This window comes from Amycolatopsis sp. NPDC114503, assembly GCF_055633655.1.
On sequence record NZ_JBVKDT010000015.1, the window covers coordinates 1 to 15,567 of the forward strand.

A 15,567-nucleotide genomic window follows, 5' to 3' on the forward strand; every position below is an offset into this window, starting at 1 on the left:
GAGGGGCTGAGCAGTCGCGTCCTCAACAGTCAGCAGTGCCGCGGTGAGACGGGGGCGGCACCGGTCACGACCACGCCCTCGGGACCCGCGACTGCGCAGACAGATCCTCAGAGCCGTCGAACCAGATATTGGTCGTGCCTCGCCAAAGCCGAGCCAGATACACAAATGCACCGTCTGCCCCACCGATCGAGCCGCCGTCAACGTCTCCGGAACGAGCGGGACCCGAACCCTTTTCGACCACCGAACGCAAACCGGGTGGTCTTTCTGCAGCGGAAAGCTTCGGGCCCGCACTTAGGCAGTGGACCAGCTTTCACGAGCGGGCGATCGGCGCAGGTAAACCGTCAACAGGATTTGGTGATCTTGACAAACTTTTCACGCAGCCACATCAGATAAATGCAGCCCAAGCATTCGATCAGCCCGTAGGCAGCCGAGCGGGCACGGTCCAGACGGCGCGCGACATCGCGCCAGTCGGCGATGTTCCAGACTGCGCTGACGTAGTCTGTCTTGACGTTGAGGTAGTCGAGGTAGAAGGCGTGCTCCCACATGTCGAGCATGAACAGCGGCGTGATCCCGACCGGAACGTTGCTTTGCTGGTCGAACAGCTGGAACACCGACATCCGCTGCCCGATCGAGTCCTATCCCAGCACCGCCCAGCCGGAGCCTTGGATACCGGTCGCGGCGGCGGCGAACTGCCCTTGAAAGGCAGCGAAGGATCCGAACTGCTCGGCGATGGCATCCGCCACTTCGCCCTCGGGCTCACCGCCTCCGTCCGGTGAAAGGTTCTGCCAGAACACGCTGTGGTTCGTGTGCCCGCCCAGATTGAATGCCAGGTTCTTCTCATGCAGGTTCACGGCGGCGAAGTCCTCGTGCGCCCCGGGCCTCGTCAAGCTTGTCCAGCGCCGCGTTCGCCCCCGCCACGTGGGCCGCGTGGTGCTTGTCGTGATGCAGCTGCATGATTTTGGCTGAGATGTGCGGCTCCAGTGCCGCGTAGTCGTACGGCAGCTCAGGCAAGCCGTAAACAGACAAAACACAGTCCCCTTTCACGCGATCCGCGGGCGGGCCGCTACAGGAGACCAGCCGGACGCTCGCGAACTCGGCGCGGTAATCGACACCAGAACACTTCTACGTTAGCCGAAACGCCCATGTCGCACGGCAGCACCGGCACGCGACCTCGCGCTCGCGAATAGTTTCCCGGCATCGCGGCCGGACACCGGGAACCCAGGCGCGTCATCCATTCCCGCGGCATTGTTCCGCGGCACCGTAAATCTTGTTTTCCCCGCCAAACCTTGGTTCGGTAACGTCGCGCGACTGCGACGCGATGATCCCGGATACCGTCGCACGACGCCGTCCAGGATTCTCACCTCGACGACGTATCGGCTTGTCAGCACAGCTGTCATGGGCATTGCGGCAGGACTGGCGACCACCCAGGCCGTCGCCGCGTCGCTGGGCGTGTTTGCCGGGATCACGACGGCCGGTGCGGTTTTCGTGCGGCCGCTCGGGCGCGGCGAGTTCGCCAGCGGTGGCGCGCGGTCCGTCGCGGACCCGGCCGCGACTGTCCATTGTGGCCGGAAGCGGTCGGCGGCGCCCTTGCCAGCGCGTTCGTCGCGTCAGCGCCGGGTGGCCTCGACGGGGTCGGCCCAGAAGTCCATCGGCACGCAGCCGGTGCTGCGCCCCCAGTCGTCCAGCAGCCGCCCCATCCGCTTGGCGAAGCCAAGGGACACGGCGCGGTCGGTCACCGCCAGGCCGGGCATCCGCTCGACCAGTACCGCCTCCAGCCGCTGGGCATCCTCGAGAGAACGCAACCACGCGCAGTACAAGAAGTTGCTGGTGCCGCCGGTGAGGCCTACGCACGCCCGGGTCTCGGGCAAGGTCGCCAGCAGCCGGGCGGCGTCCTCGGCGCTGGCCGGCGGGATGCTCGCCCACAGCCAGAACGACACAGGCCAGCCCGACAACGGCTGGGCGACGTCGCACCGGAAGGTGATCAGCCGATGCCCGACCATCTCCTTGATCCTTCGGCGGACCGTGTTGACGCTGCAGCCGAGCCTGGCGGCCAGACGTGTCAGCGGCGCACGGCCGTCCTCCGACAAGAGCCGTAGCAGGTGGCGCTCCATCGCGGTGACCGGTCGTGCCGCGGCGCCGGGGGACCGCGGCACCTCGCCGATCCCGGCGCGCTGCTGCGGGTCGAGCGCGCGCAGCTTCCAGTCACTGCCGTAGGAATACACGCGGGTGACCAGATGGGTGCGGGTCGAGCGGACACCGTCCAAGCCGCTGATCGGGCCGAGCACGTAGCGGGACATCGCGGTCAGGTCCGCCACGTCGACTGTCAGCAGAAGGTCGCGGCCGCCGCTGGTGAACTCCACGGTGAGCACGTGCGGCCAGCTCGCGAGGCGGGCGGCCGTCTCACGGACCAGCTCCGACGCGCAGTCGAGCTCGATGAACGCGGCGCAGCCGCCGAAGGTCGGTTGCACGGTGACCCAGGCGAGGCCGGACTCGGTCAGGCGGGACCATCGCCGGGCGACGGTCACCGGGTCAAGGCCGAGGGCCCGGCCGACCGTGGCCCACGACGCCCGGGCGTCGAGCTGGAGGGTGTTGATCAGCGCGAGGTCGACTTCGTCGAGCTCGGCAAAATCGTGATTTGCGGCTTTCATGATGGACGAATCCTGCGATTCCGGAGTACCCGAGTAGATGACATGCCCATACTCCCCCACCCGCTGGATGTCAGGCGGCCGAAGAGGGAGAAGCTGCTTTGTCTGTCGTACTCGATGACGCGCGCGAGCTCCGCGGAGACCTCGTGCGGCTCCGCCGCGAGCTGCACGCACACCCGGAGGTGGGCCTGAACCTGCCTCGCACCCAGGAGCGAGTGCTCGCGGCGCTCGACGGTCTTCCGCTGGAGCTGAAGCTGGGCACCGGCCTGACCTCGATCACCGGTGTCCTGCGCGGGGCCAGGCCTGGCCCGGCCGTGCTGCTCCGCGCCGACATGGACGCGCTGCCGGTGGCGGAGCGCACCGGCGTCGATTTCGCTGCCGCCACCGGGACGATGCACGCGTGTGGGCACGACCTGCACACTTCGATGCTGGTCGGCGCCGCGCACCTGCTCGCCGGCCGGCGCGACCGGCTCGCCGGTGACGTCGTCTTCATGTTCCAGCCCGGCGAGGAAGGCTGCGACGGTGCGCGGCTGATGGTCGAGGAGGGCGTCCTGGACGCCTCCGGCTCCCGCGCGGTCGCGGCGTACGGGATGCACGTCAGCTCAGCCGGCCTCCCCGCCGGGCTGTTCGCCACCCGGCGGGGCCCGGCGCTGGCCGCTTGCGACGCCGTGCACGTCACCGTGCGCGGGGCGGGCGGCCACGGTTCGGCGCCCCACACGGCGCGCGACCCGATCCCGGGCGCGTGCGAGATGGTGACCGCGCTGCAGGCATTCGTGACGCGCACCTTCGACCCGTTCGACCCGGTCGTGCTGTCGGTCTGCCGGTTCGCGTCGGGTACGACGACCAACGTGATCCCCGCCGAGGCGGCGTTCTCGGCCACGGTCCGCTCGTTCTCCAAGGAGAACCAGGCCCGGGTGCGCGACGGGTTCGCCCGTGTCTGCCAGGGAGTCGGGGCCGCGCACGGCCTCGAGGTCGACGTCGAGTACCAGGAGCAGTACCCGGTGACCGTCAACGACGTCGCCGAGGCCGAGTTCGCCGCGAACGTCATCGCGGAGGTGCACGGCGAGGAGCGGTTCAAGTGGCGGCCGGACCCGGCGATGGGTTCGGAGGACTTCTCCCGGGTGCTCGACGAGGTTCCCGGGTCGTTCGTCTTCCTCGGCGCATGCCCGGGCGAGCGCGACCCGGCGACGGCGCCGTACAACCACTCCCCGCTCGCCGAGTTCGACGACGGCGTGCTCGCGGACGGCGCGGCCGTCTACAGCGAACTCGCGCTCCGTCGGCTGGCCGGCCACGTCGACCCGGCCTGAAGGAGACCGTGATGACCACCAACACCCCCGGCGACGCGGTCCCCACCGCACAGCCGCACGCCGCCGCGCGCATCGCCGGACTGGGCACGCTGCTCGTCCCGCTGATGCTCGTCGAGCTGTTCAGCGGCGTGCTGCAGCTGTACTTCAGTCCGCTCTATCCAACCTTCGCGGCCAAGTACCACATCGACATCGCGACGCTGTCGTGGGCGCTGATCGTCTTCACGCTCGCCGGTGCGATCGCCACCCCGGTGTTCGCGGCGCTCGGCGACGTATACGGCCACCGGAAGGTGCTCAAGGTCGAGGTCGGCGTGGTCCTCGTCGGCACGATCTTGATCGCCGCGGCGCCGAGCTTCCCGGTTCTGCTCGCCGGGCGCTTCCTGCAGGGCACTTTCCCGGCGTTCCTGCCGCTCATGTTCGGCATCGTCCGCACCCGCCACAGCGCGGACACGACCCGACGGGCGGTCGCGTACCTGTCGTCGGTGCTGCTCTTCGGCACGGCCGTCGGCGCGGTCAGCACAAGTCTCCTGGTGAAGCTCTCGGACGGGCCGCAGCTGGTGACCTGGCTGCCGGCGGCCGGCCTGATCGCCGGGTTCGCTGCCTTGTGGGCCGGGCGGGAGACCGGGTTCGTGCGCAACCTCGACGTACGGATCGACTGGCTGGGCATCGCGCTGCTCGGGGTCGGGCTGGCCGCGCTGCTGCTCGGGCTCGACGAGGGCCCGACCTGGGGCTGGACGTCGGCCCGCAGCGTCGCCGCCGTGGTCGGCGGGGTCGCCGTCCTCGCCGTGTGGGTTGTGGTCGAACTGCGCGTCGCGCAGCCGCTGGCCGACCTGCGGTTCCTGTTCCGGCCGACGCTGGTGCCCGTCTACCTGGTCGGAGTCGGCGTCTACTTCGGCATCGTCGGCGGCCAGGTCGCCAGCGCCACGTTCATGGCACTGCCGCGCGGCAAGCTCGGCTACGGTCTGGGCTTGGACGCCTCGCACATCGCGCTGATGTTCCTGCCGATCCTCGGGGTCGCCGCGGCGATGGCGACGCTGACGGCGCCGCTCGGACGTCGTATCGGGTACTCGTGGGTGATGGCGCTCGGGGCCGCATGCGCATGCTTGAGCGCAGTCGGGCTGATCCTGTTCCACGGCTCGGTCGGTCAGTACCTTCCGCTCGTCACTCTCGCCGGTGCTGGCCTCGGCTTCGTCGAGGGGTCGACGCGCGCCGTCGTCGTCGGCGAACTGCGCGACGGCGAGGTGTCGATGGGCCAGGGGATCTACGAGCTGTCCACCGTCCTCGGCTCGGCACTCGGCGCCGCCGTACTAGGCGGCATCCTGTCGGCCCACACCCTCGCACGGGTGCCCTCCGAGCACGCGTTCGTGCTCGTCTGGACGACGATGGCCGGGCTCGGCATGGTCGCCGCAGTCGCAGCCGTCGTGCACGCCGTCCGAGACGGCCGGGCACGGGTGTAGGAGCCCACACCGTCAACTCGGCCCGACGACCATCCGACGGCGGTCGCAGACGCCGGAGCCGGTGAGTTCGTCGCAGCCGATGAACGCACCGGCGCCGCACTGGCTTGACGTTGACACAATCAGCCTGCACCGGTGCAACCGCGACGGCTGGAGCCGCACGGCACCAGCCCGCTCGCCGAGACGATGCGGGGAAGCCACGAGCCTGGCCCGCGCCCTGGAGATGGCATCGTCGCCGAAGCCAGCACCCGACCGCACCTTCCGCCGGTGGTCAGGACGACCGTGCCGCCGAATCTCGCGATGTCCGCGGCACCTCTTCGCCGCCCGCCGCCGGCGTCGCTCCATGCGGTACAACGTGCCGAGTCGAGTGCGGGGATCCCATGCGTGCGCGGAGAGGTCTCACTCGCACGCTGATGCCGAAGATGCACAGTTCTCCGAGCTTGCGGTACCGCTCGCGCGGCGCGATGCCGGGCGGTGAACCGCTTGTCGTGATACGACGCGACCCCGACTGGATGAACGCCGAAGGGCCGTGCGGAAGGACTCGTGGTCCTCATCGAATACGTCGCGGCGCATGGATTCGTCGAATTCTGGATCCTGCGGGGCGCCGGTGGACGCGCGACACAGGCTGGTCATTCGCTGGCCGGCCGCGCGCCGCTCGGCGATGCGGGTCTGAGCCGAGAACCCCAGCTCGCCATGACCAGCCGCCTCGGCGGCAGTCAGGTTCTCGGCCCGCCGCAGCGAGAACCCGGACGTGGAATCCCTCGTCCTGCATTGCGGCAGCCGTCACTCGTGCGCCTTCCCTTTCCCGCCGGGAAGTGAACTCCCCCGGGTCGAGCACCGCCTCCGGCTTGTTCCAGTAGCCGCTCATCAGGCCGGCGCCGCGGTAACCGATCTCGCCGACCGCTCCGTCAGGGACGTCGTTCATGTCCGGGTCGACGATCCCGATCGCGACCGAGGACACCGGCTTCCCGATCGACCCCAGCTTGCGCAGCGCGTCATTGCCGTCGAGAGCGCACGCCACCGACGACATCTCGGTCTAGCCGAACAGCGACACGTTCTGCGCGGCGGGGAAAGTCGCGGCCATCCGCCGGAGCAACGCATCCGTCGCCGGAGCCGCGCCCCGGCTCAGCCAGCGCAGCGCAGACAGATCGCGCACGCCAGCTGAGGGTTCGTCGCACAGCGCCTGCCACTGGACCGGCACGAGGAAGACACTGTTGACCAGCTCCCGTTCAAGAAACCTCCGCACCTGCCCGGAGTCGAACACGCCCGACCGCTGGACGACGATAGTGCCGCCGATGTGGAACGTCGGCGCGGCGACGAGGTTGACCTCGTGGCCGTTTCCAGATGGCACACCGAGATGCAGGTCAAGCTCGGGGAAGCAGGTTCTGATGGGTCAGCATCGCGCCCGTCGGGTGCCCGGTGGCCCCGACGGGTACGTGATCAGCGCATGACTGCGCTCTCTCACGTCGGCGACCGCGGCGCCTCCCGGCTCGGCGAGGAGCCGATCGTGGGACTCGGCCGCCTCCCAAGCGGAAGCTCCCGCCAAGGCGACAGTGGAGCGGTCGCCGGAAATCAAGATGACGCATCACCCCGGTTGCGAAAAAGATGATCTCCTGCAGCACCCCCCGGACCTCGCCTCTCCTCGGCGCGCGACGACCGGAATGGTGTCGTTCCCGGAAAAGCATTTCCAGGGCGTTTCCACACCGCGAACCTGGAAGCGGAATCTGAACCTCCGAAAGACCGCGCGGCCGGGTGCGGGCGCCGCGCTCGGTTAGAATTCGCGGAAACCCGTCGAGCGCAGGAAACCCATGGCCTTTCCCCTTTTGGGCTTTCGCGCGGGACAATGAGACCGCGATCCGCGACCACGGGGCGTTACGCCGCGACAAACGCACAGTGCCGATCTCCCCCTCACGGGCGACCTCATTCGAGTGCATCGACGAGAACGTCCCGCTACGACCTCTTCGCCGAATGAGAAACTTTCGGCTTAACAACCGGAGCGCCATGACACGGAAGTCAGCCGACCTGCCCGGCACCCCCATTTTCGATGCGATCATCGCGGAGATGAGAGCTGACAGCCCTGAGCTTCGCGCGAGCGAGCCGGCCGATGATCGCTCGCGCGCGACGGACGCACCGAGCACCCCCGCGCCGGCCTCACCCGGCTGAGGACGTGTGCCAGCCAAAGCGGGCCGCGTGATGGGGCCTGCCCACACGCTGTCCTGATCCGACGAGCAGCGGAGGCGGGAAACCCGATGCCCCGAAATCTCACTGTCGTCTTTGCGCGAGCCCGCCCGGCATGCCCGAAGCGGAGCTGGCCTGATTTCCTTGCCGTGGTGACTTAGAATGATCACCCGTACCAGCAGCGTCACCCATGCGGGTGATCCGGCACGTGGGGGCAGTCATCGGCAGCGACGAGTCCGGTCCGGTGTTGCGGTTCACCGTGCTCGGGCCGGTCCGCGCCCGCTACCGCGACCGGCCGATCGCGCTCGGCCCGGCTCGGCAGCAAGCGGTGCTGGCCGTCCTCCTGCTCGTCCGCGGCCGCGCGCGCACCGCGGACGACCTCCTGCGCATGGTCTGGGGCGGCAGGCCGCCGTCGAGCAAATCCAACCTGGTTTCGGTGTACCTCTACCGGCTGCGCGCCGCCTTCCGCGCGGCCGGCGTGCCGGGCGAGGTGATCAGCAGCGGCCCCGCCGGGTACCGGTTCGCCGCGGACGCCTACCTCGACGCCGCGCATCTCGACGAGCTGCTCGAAACAGCGCGTGCCGCCCGCCGCGTCACCGACGAGGAGGCCGCTCTCGCCCAGGCGACCGGACTGCTCGGCGGTGAACCCCTGGCCGGGTTGCCGGGCGACCACGCCGCCGCGGAACGCGAACGGCTCGCCGGCCGCGGTCTCGCCGCGTGGCGGCAGCTGGCCGAGCTGTGGCTCCGCCAGAACCGGCTGACGACCGCCATCGACGCGCTGACCAAACTGGTCGCCGCGCATCCGCACGACGAGCCGCTCGTCGCGCTCCTCATGCGGGCCCGCTACCGCGGCGGCTGGGCGTCCGACGCCTTGGCCGACTATCGCGGCCTGCGCCGTCGGATGGTCGCCGGACTGGGCGTCGAGCCGGGTCACACGCTGCGCGCTCTGCACGAAGCGATCCTGCGGGACGACGCCGCGGCCGTCGAAACCCCACGCGGCGCGGGCCGCGACGAACTGCCGCCTGACGTCTTGCTCGCCGGGCGGGAGGCCGCGGTCGAGGAGATCGCCGACTCGCTGGTCGGGCACCCCGGCGACACACCCCGGCTCGCCGCGGTCGACGGCATCGCCGGAGTCGGAAAAACGGCGGCCGTCGTGCACATCGCGCACCGGCTGCGCCCGGCGTACCCGGACGGCGCGCTCTTCCTCGACCTGCACGGCTACACCGCGGGCCGCGCGCCGCTGACCGCGCCGGACGCGCTCGGCCGGCTCCTGCGGACCGTCGGCATCGCCGACCGCGAAGTGCCCGACGACCTCGACGAACGCGCCGCTCTATGGCGCGCGCGGACCGCCGGCGCCCGGTTTCTGCTCGTCCTCGACAACGCCGCGTCGGCCGATCAGGTCCGGCTGCTGCTGCCCGGCGGGAGCGGCAACGCGGTCCTGGTGAGCAGCCGCGGCCGGCTGGCCGGTCTCGACGCCGACCGCCAGCTCACCCTCGACGCCTTGTCCGAAGAGGTCGCGGCGCAGCTGATGACCGCGTTGGTCGACGACTCCCGCGCCGCCGCCGAACCCGAGCAGGTGCGCGCCGCCGCCCGGCTGTGCGGCGGCCTGCCGCTCGCGCTGCGAATCGTCGCGGCCCGGATGCGCAGCCGTCCTCAATGGACATTCGCACACCTCGCCGCCCGGCTGGCCGAGCGGCGGCTCACCGAACTGGCCGACGGGCCGCGCAGCATCGAGGCCGCGTTTTCCCTTTCTTATCAACGACTTCCGGAAGCAGAGCAACGAGTGTTCCGGTTGCTGGGCGAGATCCCCGGCACGACTCTGGACAAGAATTGCGTGGCCGCCCTCGCCGCCGTCTCCCCGGCCGAGGCCGAAGAACTGCTGGAGAACATCGTCGACGCGAGTCTGCTCGACCTCGTCTCGCTCGACCGGTACCGCCTGCACGACCTGGCCGCCGACTACGCCCGGCGCCTTGCCCGCGAAATCCCGGATCCGCATGCGCTGGACCGAGTTCTCGCCCACTACGAAGCCGCCGCCCGCGACGTCCGCGGGTGCCTGACCGGCGACGGAGACGTCGCCGACGCGAACGCGTGGCTGACCGGCAACCGGGTCGCGCTCGTGGAACTGGTCGAGTACGCCGCGGCGAATGACCGGCTCGCCGCGGCGGCCCGGATCGCGACGATCCTCTCCGAGCCGTTCACCATGCACGCCTGGTTCAGCGACGCCCGCCGGATCCACGAATCCGTCCTCGCCGCCCGGCCTTCCGACGACGCTCCATTGTGGATGGAACTGGCGCACGTGCACGGCATGCGCGGCGCGTACCGGCAGGCGTGGGACTGTTTCGTCCGTGCGGAGGAAGGATTCGCCCGCAGCGGCGACGACGAGGGCGCGACCCGCGCGCTGGCCGGCCTCGGCGCCGCGGCGCGGGCACTGGGCCGATACCGCGAAGCCGCCGGATACCTCGAACGCGCACTCGCCGAAGCCGACCGGCTCGGATACGCGATCCCGAAGTTCACCCTGCTGCCGAACCTCGCGATGGTCCATGAGCACAACGGCCGCTACGACCAGGCGCTGGAGCAGGCCCGCGCCGCCGTGGAGCTGGCCGCGGACATCGGCGACAACCGCCGGCTCTGCTCCATGCTCGGACTGCTCGGCCAGCTGCTGCGCGACTCGGGCGAGCTCGCCGAAGCGGCGCGGGTCCTCACCGACACCGTCGAGCTCGCGCACCGCACCGGCAACGTCCGGGTGCACGCGCAGGCGCTGACCGAATTGGGCGCGGTGTCGTCGCTGCGGGGCGACCCGGACACCGCGATCCGCCACCAGCTCGCCGCGCTGGAGATGGTGGACACGGACGCGCTCGAGACAATGATCATGCTTCGCACCCACCTTGGCGAGGCTTACCTGGCCGCTCGGCGCGAAAAGCAGGCGGCGGACCAGTTCACGGCGGTGCTGGCATTGACCGACCGGGCGCCGAACCCGGTGGCCCGCACGCGCGCACTCGCCGGATTGTCCCGCTGCCCGTGAGCTCGTCCCGCCGGCCCAGTCTCGCGAGATGGAATCTGGATGAAATCGGCCGCCGCCAGTGATTTTCCCCCTCCGCACACTCTTGACCAGACGATCACCGCGCCCGGAAACTGCTGGCACGCCCCGGGCAGCCGCGCCCGGGACCACTGGAGGGACCAGATCTTGCGACTTCTCAAAAAAACCTGCCTGCTCCTCGCCGGAGCGGTGACCGCGGCCGGCGTGACCGTCCTCGGCGCGGGCGCACCGGCGTCGGCGGCCGACTGCAGCCACGTGTACTTCCTCACCGACGGCCACACCAACGGCACCACCGGCGGCACCTGGGACAGGAACGGCACTGTCCCGCCGCCCGGGGCGCACCTGGAGAAATTCCTTTACGACGACGGCATCATCCCGGTCGTCGAACCGCACGACCTCGACACCACGCAGAAATACGCGGGCCCCGCGCTGGAGAAGAAGGTCACCGACTTCCACCAGTCCTGCCCCGGCGCCCCGATCACGCTCGTCGGCTACTCGTTCGGCGCGCTGATCTCCGGCAACGTCGTCGCGAGCCTCGCGAGCAAGAACGCCGTACCGCACAATCTGCTCAACGCCGTGCTGATCGCGGACCCGCGGCACGCCGTGCACACGACCGGCGTCGAGGGCCCGGCCGGCGGCATCATGTCGGTCGCCCCGGACGGCCCCGGCATGCACACCACCGGGCCGCGGAACTTCGGCGACATCAAGGTCGCGAACATCTGCCGGCACGACGACATCATCTGCAACGCGGTCAACCCGGTCTCCAACGCGCAGGGCTTCATCGGCGAAATGCAGCGCTTCAACACCGCGCACACCGCCTACGGCGACCAGAACCCCGACCGCAGCCCGTGGCACAACCCGGCCGCCTTCGAAAACTCCGGCGACCTCATGCTCGCCCCGTCCGCCCCGATCACCTGGGGCGGCCCCGCTTTCCCCGCCCCCATGCCGCGCGACGTGCTGAACCCCAACCCGGTCTACCAGGGCGTGATCAACGGCCTCAGCCAGTCCGGGGACACTCTCGACTGGGCGAACGTGCTCAACTCCTTCGGCCTTCCCGGCGACCAGGCCACCCACGAGATGATCGCCGCGCTCGAAGCCGCCGGAAAGTACTGGTGACCCCCTAGCGGCACAGCTGACCCGCGCGCGGCGGCCAGGGCCTGCTCCCCGGGTGCCGCGCGCGTCCGCACGCCCTCGACCGGCCGCATCCACCCGGCGCGTCCGCCCCAACCCGGTTCGAGCCGACCTGCCCGTTCCACGGCCAAAGGACCCGCCGCCCGTAACTGAACGGCCACGCGACCCGATCGACCTCCGCAGCGAGATCGTCGGCTGGGCGATCGGCTGGGATCTCCTGCTGGAGTACACCGCCATCGTCGCCGTGGTGGCGATCGGCATTTCGGGCTACTTCAACGATCTGATCGGTTTTCTGCACATCGGCCTGCCGCAGTGGATGATGGGCGCGCCGGGAACCGAACCGGCCAGCGTCGCCGCGGGAACGTACAAGATCAACCTGTTCGCAGTGCTCCTCTGCCTGCTCATCGCCTGGATCCTGAACCTTGGCACGCAGAAGGCGGCCCGGTTCGAGACCGCGCTGGTCTACCTCAAGGTCGCCGTGGTCGTCGTCGTCATCGTGGTCGGCGCGTTCCACATCAAGACCGGGAACTACAACCCGTTCTTCCCCTTCGGGATCTCCGGCGCGTTCGCGGGCGCGGCCACCGTGTTCTTCGCGGTGTTCGGCTACGACGCGATGAGCACGGCCGCGGAGGAGTCGAAGGACTCGCAAAAGCACATGCCCAAGGCGATCCTGTAGTCTCTCGCGATCTCGATGGTGCTGTACATCCTGGCCTGCCTGGTGCTGACCGGCATGGTCAAGTACACCGACATCAACTCCGAAAGCGCCTTCTCCAGCGCGTTCGGCTCGGTCGGGCTTCCCGTCCTCGGCGCGGTGATCGCGATCGGCGCGATCCTGGGCATCCTCACGGTGTTGTTCACCTTCATGATGGGTGCCTCGCGAGTGGGCTACTCCATGAGCCGGGACGGGCTCTTGCCGAAGTGGTTCGGCAAGACGCACCGGAGCAAGCAGGTCCCGACCCGGATGACCTGGCTGCTCGGCGCCGCTTCCGCGGTCATCGCGGGCCTGCTGCCGATCGGCGAAGCGGCCGAGCTGACCAACATCGGCATCCTGCTCGCGTTCGTCGTCGTCCGCGTTTCGGTGATCGTCCTGCGCTACCGGCGCCCGGACCTGCCCCGCGGTTTCCAGTGTCCCGGGATGCCGTTCGTGCCGATCGTCGGGATCGTTTTCTCGCTGTGGCTGGTCACCTTCCTCGACCCGCACACGTGGTTGCGGTTCGGGATCTGGCTCGCGGTCGGACTGGCGATCTATTTCGCCTACGGACGCCGCAATTCCCTGATCGCTCCCCCTCCGCGGAAAAACCGCGCGAGGACGGCTGATTTCGCGCCGGTCTTCCCGCCGGTGCTCAGAGCGCGCGTCCGTGCCGGGCCCCGGAGGGTGAGTGAAAGGGCTCCCAGATTGACGTCTACTCCACGAACCCGGATTCGCCTTCCGGGTCCTCGGTCGTGGAGTCGTGCCAGTCGGTGAAGGAATCGATGTCGTCCAGCCGGACCGCCCCAGCCCCGGCGGCCAGGTCGCACACGGCCACCCACGCGGACGACACACAGCGCGAGTCGCGGGTGTGTTTGTTGCGGTTGGCCGGGAAACTTTCCGCCTTCGTCTTTGCGTCGGCCACGGCCTTCGCGTCCCGGGGGTTCACGGTCAGTTCCACGGCGCATGCCTCGAGCGCCTGGGCGGCTGCGTAGTCGGTGCCTTGGCTCGGTGCGCCGCAGCCCCAACGCCTTGCCCGCGCTGCCGTACTCGGATCGCCTCGCGACACCGCAGTTCGCCCAGGAGCACCTCGCTGAAGCGGGCTTCCCGGTAATCTGCGCGATCGGCCGCGCCTCCGCGCCCGACTGGTCCGAGGGACGGGCGAAGAACGTGCTGCCGAAATGTTCGGGGCCGAGGTGCCCGTGCGTGCCGAGACCAGGCCGTAAGTCGCTGTCCGCGCACCGGAGGTCCGCCCCTTTGACCGTTGCCCGGGGAACAGGCCTCCGCAAACAGGCTTGGCGCAGACGGTCCGTCCCGAGTTCGCGGACGACCCCGGCGCGCAGGTTCGTCCGTTCGGCGCGGCCGGTGCGCCGACTCGGTCGAACTCCTCCCCACGACCTGCGCGTCGGCCACTGACAGCTCACGACTGAACCACTGGCGGCTCCAGCAGCCCGCCTCGACGGCGGTCTCCCGGAACGCGCTCAGATCGGCCGCGGGCGACCAAAGCCCGGCCGGCCAGGCGCGGACCTCGTTACGGACTGTCATGCCGAACTGCCTTCCAGGCGTGCCCCTGGCTGTCCGGAATGATCGGGGTGTGCGGGCGGAGCGGGGATGGCTTTCCTGCTGGCGGCCCTCGATGGTTCAGGAGGCCTGGCCCCTGCCCCGCACCCTTGTGCTGACCGCTGAAGAGGCATTGCGATCCAGTGTCAGCGCCGCGACGCACCTTGAGGCCGGCGGACCCGGACCGCGAATCCGGCCAGATCACCTCGTCGTGCCGCCCGGCGTGCACGAGGCCCTGAGCAGGAACCCGAAGGCATGGCTGCTTCCCGGGCACAACCGGCCAGCAGAGTGATCCGCGAACCCGAGCGCGATCGGCCGACGGTTGATTATCTAGCGATAGCTATATACCGTCAGGCTCAGGATACCGACAAGGAGCCGTGCGCGGGTGCCGACCGCCAAGCGGCTTTGGCAGCCAGGAGACGAAGGGATCGGCATCGCAGCGGCACCGGATCCCGAAGGCGGCGCCGGACCTGCCGCTTCCGGTACCTCGCGTGCGGGAGCTAGGCGACCGGGCACAGGACGGCAGCCCGGCGACGGGTGCCCCAGGAAGCATGCCCCCGGTGCCTCAGCGGGACAGCGCCCGGCACCATCGTGCCGGGCCGCCGCCGCTCCCGCGCACCACGGATGACCGGCGCGACGGCGGACGTCGTCGCGGATTGGAGCGAACGATGAAACGGCATCAGCTCGAAACGTTCTCCGAAGGACACTGTTTCCTGGAAGGTCTGCGCTGGCACGACGGCAGCGTGTGGGCCAGCGACTTCTTCACCAAGGAAGTCAAGAGGTTCTCCGCCGACGGGTCCTGGCGGGCGGTGGCTCAGATCGCGGGAGCGCCCTCCGGGCTGGGGTTCCTCGGCGACGATTCGATCCTCGTCGTCTCGCAGGCCGATACGACGGTGCGCCGGATCGACAGCGAGGGCGCCGTCACGCTGCACGCGGATTTCAGCGCGGTCGCCGGCGGCCTGGGCAACGACATGGTGGTCTCGCCGACAGGACACGCTTACGTCGGCAACTTCGGCTTCGCGCTGGGCGAGGACCCCAAGCCGACGCGGATCGCGCACGTACGGCCGGACGGCGGAGTCGATCCGGTCGAGGGCGAACTGTTGTTCCCCAACGGAATGGCCATCACCCCGGAGTCGGTGCTGCTGGTAGCGGAGACGTGGGGCCATCGAATCAGCGCCTTCGACCTGGCGCCCGACGGCTCCGTCTCGAATCACCGGATCTGGGCACGACTCGACGAGTCGCTGCACCCCGACGGGGTCGCGCTCGACGCGGACGGCGGGCTGTGGTTCGGCAACGCGCTCTCGCTTGAAGCCGACAGCGGGTTCTACCGGGTCGTCGAAGGCGGCGAGATCACGGACGTCGTGCCCGTGACCGGAGCTTGGGCGGTGACCTGCGCGTTCGGCGGCGCGGGACTCGACACGCTGTACCTGGCCTGCACCACCACGACCGCGGAGCAGTTCCACGACGGCATCTCCTCTTCGGTGCTGGCGAAAGCAGACGTCGGTCGCCGCGGGCGGCCGTGAACGAGCCTCCTGCTCTCGCCAGGGCCGGCCAGGCCCCTGCACCAGCG

Annotated in this window: 9 protein-coding genes and 3 pseudogenes; 7 read left to right on the forward strand and 5 right to left on the reverse strand. The window is 69.7% G+C overall.

What is annotated here, in order from left to right:
- Nucleotides 1-341 precede the first annotated feature (341 nt).
- From ACZ7OI_RS41335 to ACZ7OI_RS41345, 3 genes and pseudogenes are all read right to left on the reverse strand, one after another.
- Nucleotides 342-851: pseudogene (locus ACZ7OI_RS41335) on the reverse strand (superoxide dismutase).
- Complete coding sequence (locus tag ACZ7OI_RS41340; RefSeq protein WP_470269584.1) at nucleotides 838-1,026, reverse strand: hypothetical protein; 189 nt, start codon at nucleotides 1,024-1,026, stop codon at nucleotides 838-840. The pseudogene ACZ7OI_RS41335 and the gene ACZ7OI_RS41340 overlap by 14 nt, the downstream one beginning before the upstream one ends.
- A gap of 581 nt (nucleotides 1,027-1,607) precedes the next feature.
- On the reverse strand, nucleotides 1,608-2,648 hold the full coding sequence (locus ACZ7OI_RS41345) for an Lrp/AsnC family transcriptional regulator (protein WP_470269585.1): 1,041 nt from the start codon (nucleotides 2,646-2,648) through the stop codon (nucleotides 1,608-1,610).
- Nucleotides 2,649-2,746: 98 nt separating this feature from the next.
- On the opposite strand from ACZ7OI_RS41345, the gene ACZ7OI_RS41350 reads away from it, so the two are divergent.
- The 3 genes from ACZ7OI_RS41350 to ACZ7OI_RS41360 all read left to right on the forward strand — a co-directional run bounded on the left by ACZ7OI_RS41350 (nucleotide 2,747) and on the right by ACZ7OI_RS41360 (nucleotide 6,222).
- The gene (locus tag ACZ7OI_RS41350) at nucleotides 2,747-3,952 is read left to right on the forward strand and encodes a M20 metallopeptidase family protein (RefSeq protein WP_470269586.1); all 1,206 of its coding nucleotides are present in this window, start codon (nucleotides 2,747-2,749) and stop codon (nucleotides 3,950-3,952) included.
- Between the two features lie 11 nt (nucleotides 3,953-3,963).
- On the forward strand, nucleotides 3,964-5,406 hold the full coding sequence (locus ACZ7OI_RS41355; RefSeq protein ID WP_470269587.1) for an MFS transporter: 1,443 nt from the start codon (nucleotides 3,964-3,966) through the stop codon (nucleotides 5,404-5,406).
- Nucleotides 5,407-5,946: 540 nt separating this feature from the next.
- On the forward strand, nucleotides 5,947-6,222 hold the full coding sequence (locus tag ACZ7OI_RS41360; protein ID WP_470269768.1) for a hypothetical protein: 276 nt from the start codon (nucleotides 5,947-5,949) through the stop codon (nucleotides 6,220-6,222).
- Nucleotides 6,223-6,316: 94 nt separating this feature from the next.
- Here the strand turns inward: ACZ7OI_RS41360 and ACZ7OI_RS41365 are convergent.
- Nucleotides 6,317-6,754, reverse strand: a pseudogene (locus tag ACZ7OI_RS41365) (AMP-binding protein); the annotation flags it as partial.
- A gap of 1,017 nt (nucleotides 6,755-7,771) precedes the next feature.
- Between ACZ7OI_RS41365 and ACZ7OI_RS41370 the strand changes: the two are divergent.
- The 3 genes and pseudogenes from ACZ7OI_RS41370 to ACZ7OI_RS41380 form a co-directional block, all read left to right on the forward strand.
- Nucleotides 7,772-10,603 carry an AfsR/SARP family transcriptional regulator gene (locus ACZ7OI_RS41370; RefSeq protein WP_470269588.1) on the forward strand — a complete coding sequence of 944 codons (2,832 nt, stop codon included), beginning with the start codon at nucleotides 7,772-7,774 and terminating at the stop codon, nucleotides 10,601-10,603.
- Between the two features lie 162 nt (nucleotides 10,604-10,765).
- Nucleotides 10,766-11,734, forward strand: coding sequence for a cutinase family protein (locus ACZ7OI_RS41375; RefSeq protein ID WP_470269589.1), 969 nt, complete (start codon nucleotides 10,766-10,768; stop codon nucleotides 11,732-11,734).
- A 199-nt stretch (nucleotides 11,735-11,933) separates the two neighbouring features.
- A pseudogene (locus ACZ7OI_RS41380) lies at nucleotides 11,934-13,028 on the forward strand (APC family permease); the annotation flags it as partial.
- A gap of 124 nt (nucleotides 13,029-13,152) precedes the next feature.
- On the opposite strand, the gene ACZ7OI_RS41385 reads toward ACZ7OI_RS41380, so the two are convergent.
- Entirely contained in the window at nucleotides 13,153-13,386 is a 234-nt protein-coding gene (locus ACZ7OI_RS41385; RefSeq protein WP_470269590.1) for a hypothetical protein, read from the reverse strand.
- Between the two features lie 1,279 nt (nucleotides 13,387-14,665).
- Here ACZ7OI_RS41385 and ACZ7OI_RS41390 point away from each other — a divergent pair.
- A complete protein-coding gene (locus ACZ7OI_RS41390; protein WP_470269591.1) occupies nucleotides 14,666-15,520 on the forward strand; it encodes an SMP-30/gluconolactonase/LRE family protein in 855 nt (284 codons plus the stop codon).
- Nucleotides 15,521-15,567 lie beyond the last annotated feature (47 nt).

Bases quoted from the DNA above. Each gene is read 5' to 3' on its own strand.
- ACZ7OI_RS41345 (WP_470269585.1), bottom strand. From the start codon at position 2,648: ATGAAAGCCGCAAATCACGATTTTGCCGAGCTCGACGAAGTCGACCTC.
- ACZ7OI_RS41355 (WP_470269587.1), top strand. From the start codon at position 3,964: ATGACCACCAACACCCCCGGCGACGCGGTCCCCACCGCACAGCCGCAC.
- ACZ7OI_RS41370 (WP_470269588.1), top strand. From the start codon at position 7,772: ATGCGGGTGATCCGGCACGTGGGGGCAGTCATCGGCAGCGACGAGTCC.
- ACZ7OI_RS41390 (WP_470269591.1), top strand. From the start codon at position 14,666: ATGAAACGGCATCAGCTCGAAACGTTCTCCGAAGGACACTGTTTCCTG.